Origin of the sequence: Mucilaginibacter sp. (assembly GCF_036383575.1) — a bacterium.
GTDB lineage: Bacteria > Bacteroidota > Bacteroidia > Sphingobacteriales > Sphingobacteriaceae > Mucilaginibacter.
Map to the genome: position 1 here is coordinate 1 of NZ_DASVOB010000135.1, position 5,516 is coordinate 5,516.

The 5,516-nt window shown below is 43.3% G+C and carries 3 protein-coding genes and 1 tRNA gene; 1 reads left to right on the plus strand and 3 read right to left on the minus strand.

The features are described 5' to 3' along the window. Positions 1-67 precede the first annotated feature (67 nt). From VF500_RS04910 to VF500_RS04920, 3 genes are all read right to left on the minus strand, one after another. Positions 68-3,490 carry a ThuA domain-containing protein gene (locus VF500_RS04910; RefSeq protein ID WP_330858609.1) on the minus strand — a complete coding sequence of 1,141 codons (3,423 nt, stop codon included), beginning with the start codon at positions 3,488-3,490 and terminating at the stop codon, positions 68-70. Positions 3,491-3,698: 208 nt separating this feature from the next. After that, the gene (locus tag VF500_RS04915; RefSeq protein ID WP_330858610.1) at positions 3,699-4,091 is read right to left on the minus strand and encodes a DUF1801 domain-containing protein; all 393 of its coding nucleotides are present in this window, start codon (positions 4,089-4,091) and stop codon (positions 3,699-3,701) included. A gap of 328 nt (positions 4,092-4,419) precedes the next feature. Beyond that, positions 4,420-4,530: transfer RNA gene (locus tag VF500_RS04920), tRNA-Asp, on the minus strand. 152 nt (positions 4,531-4,682) lie between these two features. Here VF500_RS04920 and VF500_RS04925 point away from each other — a divergent pair. Continuing rightward, positions 4,683-5,159 (plus strand): Lrp/AsnC ligand binding domain-containing protein, encoded by a 477-nt coding sequence (locus VF500_RS04925; RefSeq protein ID WP_090532141.1) that lies wholly within the window; start codon positions 4,683-4,685, stop codon positions 5,157-5,159. Positions 5,160-5,516: the final 357 nt, after the last annotated feature.

Below are 5,516 nucleotides of genomic sequence, written 5' to 3' on the forward strand. Positions count from 1 at the left end.
TAGCCGCTCTGCTTCTTGGGGATTGCTTCGTGCCTCGCAATGACGGGTGGTTTAGGGTTTTTTGAATTTACTTTGCGCTAAACACTACCGACGTTACACCAGCCGTCATTGCCGCTTTACTTGCCGGTTTGTATACAAAGAACAGCTTGTGCAGCTTGCCATCCGTTACCGGGGTGAGCGTTACGTGTACAGCACCGCCTTTGGCATCTTTGGCTGGCACCGGCATGCTGCCTTTACCTGCAAGTGTGCCTGTTTCTGAGTCAAGTCTCAACTCAAAATTAAGCGGTGCGGTTGGTGGTGCCTGCCAGAAATTGGTAAGGTTGATAGAACGCACACCTGTAAGATCGATGTTCTCCAGCTCAAACCAACCTTCAGTGCCCGGGTAGATCATCAAATTAATACCGTTGTATTTAAAGGCGGTAAATCCGTTGAACTTTTCGGTGCCTTTAAATTGATAAGTACTGCTGTTTAATGATACAATGGCGCTTCCGGTTAGTTTTTTGATGTCGTTACCACCATCATCTGTGTATTTGGCCGATAGTACCAACGCTGCCGACTGTTGTTTCTCTGGCGGAGCCGGTAAAATAGTACCAGATGCTGCTAAAGATGGTTTTTGATTGCTGTTATCCAATGATAGCACCCAGTTAATGATCTGGTCAACGTCGCCCTGTTTAATGTTTGGATGGGCAGACATAGCCGTTTCGCCCCAAACACCTGCGCCCCCTTTTATTACCTTTTGGGTAAGCTTGGTCATGGCGTTAGGATCTTTTTTGTATTTGGCCGCAACCTGTACAAATGACGGACCTATTGATTTACCGTCTTCTTTATGGCAGCTTTTGCAGTCCATGGTGAGCATAAGTGTTTTGCCGCGGTTTTCGGGTTCACCCTGTTCATGCTGGGCTGCCGATTGTGCTTTGTCGAAACCTTCAATGTAATCCAATCCAACATAAATGCGTTTTGGATCAACTAATTTAGTATCCGGTCCGTCGGTTACGTTAACTGCGTATTTAAATGGTACACCCGGCAGATAGAATGATTTATTGCCTCCGGTAATATTGATACTAACTGTTGGCTGCTCATTACCTGCATAAACGCTAACAGGTGCACTTTTGCTTGATGCGCCTTTGTCGTCTTTTGTCTCAACAATGATCTTGAAGTCCCCAGCTGTTGTATAGGTATAACTAAGCGATGGCGTAGTAGTTTCTTTAGTTACACCATTGCCCAGGTTCCAGGTGTAGGAAATATTATCTTTTTCCGGATCAGTGGCTTTAACAGCAAGTTTAACTGTGAATGGCAACACGCCTGATGTTTTATCAGCCTTGAAGGATGAAATTTCAGGCGGGCGGTTTCCCGAGATATAATCAATCCGGAACAAACCGGCATCCGGGTTATGTGAGAACCAGCCGCTGCCGTATTCCAAACCATAAAGCCTGCCATCCGGGCCAACCTCCATATCAATCATGGAGTTTACTTTCAGTTTAGGGAAGAATGGCTCCATCTTGTCAAAATCACCTTCAGGAGTTAAGCTAACAGCTTTTATCCATCCGCGCATCCAGTCGTACGCTAAAAACTTGCCGTTATAGTAATCAGGCAGGCGGGTTTCTTCCGGGAACATATCGGTGTAATAAACCGGGCCTGCCATAGCGTTACGGCCACCTGTACCAACCTGCGGAAAATCGGCCGATGGGCCATAAGGGTACCAGATAAATGCTGGTTGTGCCGGCGGCAGATCGGTTAAGCCGGTATTGTTCCGCGAATTATTAACCGGGTGTTTAGGATCAAACGCCGGTCCTGATTTGCCTGTGGCATAATCATAAAGATGGTATGGTTTGTTATCGCCTACAAAATATGGCCAGCCAAAGTTACCCGCTTTTTTTGCCTGGTTAACTTCGTCATAGCCCATTGGTCCACGGTTGTCAAGGCTGTCATTGTGCGCATCGGGGCCAACTTCGCCCCAGTACAGGTAGCCGTTTTTCTGGTCAACCGAAATGCGGTATGGGTTCCTGTCGCCCATTACATAAATTTCGGGGCGGGTTTTTGGCGTGCCTTTTGGGAACAGGTTACCTTCCGGAATTTCATATGTGCCGTCATCCTTAAGATTAATGCGCATAATTTTACCGCGAAGGTCATTGGTATTGCCGGCCGAACGGCGGGCATCAAACTGTAAGTGGCCTGGCCTGTCATCAAGTGGTGCATAGCCGCTGCTTACATATTTTTGTCCTTTTTCATCAAACGGAGTTGAGTTATCACCGGCCGAGAAGAAGAGGGTTTTATCAGGTCCCGGCCCAAAAGCTATCGAACCACCGGTGTGGCAGCAAATATCGCGCTGGGCTTTTACTTCCAAAATAACTTTCTCAGTTTTCTTATCCAGCGTATCATTTTTAAACGTAAACCTCGAAAGGCGGTTCACCGAACTATCGGCAGGGCTATAATAAATATAGATCCAGTTGTTTTTTTCAAAATCAGGGTCTTTGGCAAGGCCAAGCATTCCTTCCTCGGCATTTACATTAGGTACGTGGGCTTTCCAGTATACATCAAAAAAGCCAACCTGTTTTACCTTTTGGGTATCATGCTTGTATAGCATGATCTCGCCACGGCGCTGGATCACCATAATGTCGAAGTTCGGCAATATGGTCATTTCGGTAGGCTCAAAAAACTCACCGGTTGATAATTGTGTCTTTTTAAAACGGTCTTCATCTGGCGGCAGCTGGGTTTTTGCTTTGCCATAATTCAGTTCTTTATTGTCACCTATGGCGTATTTGATACCGGCAAGCAGCATTTTCAGATAGCCGGCTTCTTTGTAAGTTTCGTCTGTATGGCCCATGGCTGTGTAAAATGCACGGCCGCCGTCAAAATCGTGGAACCAGGTAGCCGGGTGCAGTCCCATCCGCTTACCGCCCTTATAGGTGCTTTCATCAAGGGTGATGAGTACGTGAACATCTTCGGCCAGTGGTTTGCGGAAGCTGTAAAACTCGTCGGTACGTTTCCATACTTTTGGCAGATCTTTAGTTGCATCATTATTGGCATCAACTATATTATAGGTGCCGGGCTGTACATTGGGGTTTTTATCATGAATGCCGGGATGGTCATAAAACCAGGCGCCCACTAAACGACCGTACCAGCCCCAGTCGTATTCGGTATCGGCGGCAGCATGAATACCCACATAACCGCCTCCGGCCTGTATGTAACGTTCAAAAGCAGCTTCCTGCCTGTAATCAAGCACATCGGCAGTGGTACTTAAAAAAATAACAGTTGAGTATTTTTTAAGGGTATCCTCGTTAAACATAGCCGAGTTTTTTGTGGTATCTACATCAAATCCGTTTTCGGCACCGAGTTTTTTGATGGCTACTATACCGGCATCGATGGATGCATGGTGGAAGCCCATGGTTTTTGAAAAGATAAGTACCCGTGGTTTATTGGGACGTGTTTTGTTACAGGATAAGTAAATGCAGCTAAATGCCACAAGAACCATCAGGACGATTTTTTTCATATCGACTTATTGTGGGTTTTGGGATTAATTGGTTTTAAATATTGATGTTTAGGGTTTCGGCTGCAATCTACTCAATCGATTGCAATAATTTGTTGCCTACCAAATTTATAACTAAATCTTTACGAAACAATACCCAATGTGTAAAAATGACACAATATTTTTTAATGTAATTTTGACGGTTTTTGTCACGCTCTTTGTACGAAAAGGATTATTTCTTCTTTCGGTTTTCGAGCATATCGGCAATATTGATCGCGGAGCAATCAGTAATAAGTGCCGAAATTATTTCGGGAGGGACTTCCGTCGCATAGCTGAAATTGATACAGCCCTTTTGAAATTTAGCTGCGGGTAATAATGTACTATATTTTGCATGAAGTGCCGGGTTCATATAAATAGGCATACAATGCAGCGACATATGATTTTTGACAGCTGCAAGCCCGTATTTCATATAACCCCTTTCTTTGTAAAGGATCATTTGCTTGCCCATCATGCTTTCAACACCAGGTATAACTGAAAGATCGTTACCGGTAATTGCATGGTGTATGCTTGTTAAAAGCACTTGTTTTTCTGCCGGTTGTTCGTTGATATATTCGGGAGGTGTCATCAGGATTGGTTTGGTATGCTAATTTACGCTATTTTTTGTCTGAGATACGGCGCGAAAAAAACCTGTAAAAACAGCAAAGCCCCTGATGGGCAGGGGCCTTTACTAACCAATTATAAACCTAAATTATGAGAAGAGCTGTAGGAGAAGGAGTCGAACCTTCACGGAGTGGTTATTTTTATTGCTAAAAGTTTCCCAATTTCTCCGCCACCGCGACAAGGAGGTGTGTCTGCCAAAAATTTCACCATCCTACAGTGTTGTAAGTTTCAAGTCCTAAGCTTTTAGTCTTAAGCCTTTCGACCTCTGACTTTGAACTTAGTGCTTAAACTTGCTGTTGGGGAAGGATTCGAACCTTCACAGAGTGGTTAGCCCTTACGGGTTTTCCATAATCTCCGCCACCGGGACAAGGAGGTGTGTCTGCCAAAAATTTCACCACCCAACATTGTTTATCGTTTAAAGAACAGGTAAGCATTTCCCTTTTGCTTGATACAAATTTAATAGGACTATCTATTTCTTGCAAATATTTCAACAAAAATATTTTATTTTTAATCGAATTTTAATTAAACTTGTATTTCAATATAGATATTCAAATTTATGTCCCACAGAAAAGCTCAAAATTTAGAAATTGATAATCTCGACATCCAGATTTTATCAATATTAATGAAAAATGCTACCACTCCATACACCGAGATAGCTAAAGAGTTGATTGTTTCTGGCGGAACCATACACGTGCGGATGAAAAAGTTAGAGGAGATGGGTGTAATAAAAGGGGCCAGCCTTGAGGTAGATCCGCAAAAGTTAGGATATGACATCACTGCATTCCTGGGTATTTACCTTGAAAAAGGATCTCAGTATAATGAAGCGGTGAAGCAGCTAAAAACAATTAAAGAGATTGTTGAGCTGCATTATACTACCGGCGAATGGAGCATTTTTGCTAAAATCGTATGTCATGATACCACTCACCTGCGCGAAGTTTTGAACGAACAGATCCAGGGTGTAAGAGGCATTCAACGTACCGAAACCTTCATTTCGCTTGAAGAAAGTATCAGGAGGCAAATAACGCTGGAATAAATTTTTACTTAAATTATTGAAACGCCCGTAGCCTGGTTTTTACCGGGCTATGGGCGTTTGTTTTTTATGAAAAACCTAAAAAAAGGCGATTTTAAATAGTATGTCAACAAATCGTGATTGTGGGCTCGCGAAGCAAAGACGCGTTTTTAGTTTTTAAACAGCTTCTGGAGGCTCAAATCAATTTGTAAAAACATTCTGTTTTAAGTTAAAAGGAGATATTCTCTTGAGTTGATTACCATGTCACCCTTACTGTAGTGAAGGATTTGCCGGCATAATCAACGTCATAATAATTTTGATTCACATTATCCTGGCTCCAAACCAACTGGTTATTTTCTGTTGCACTTGTCCTGTAAATCC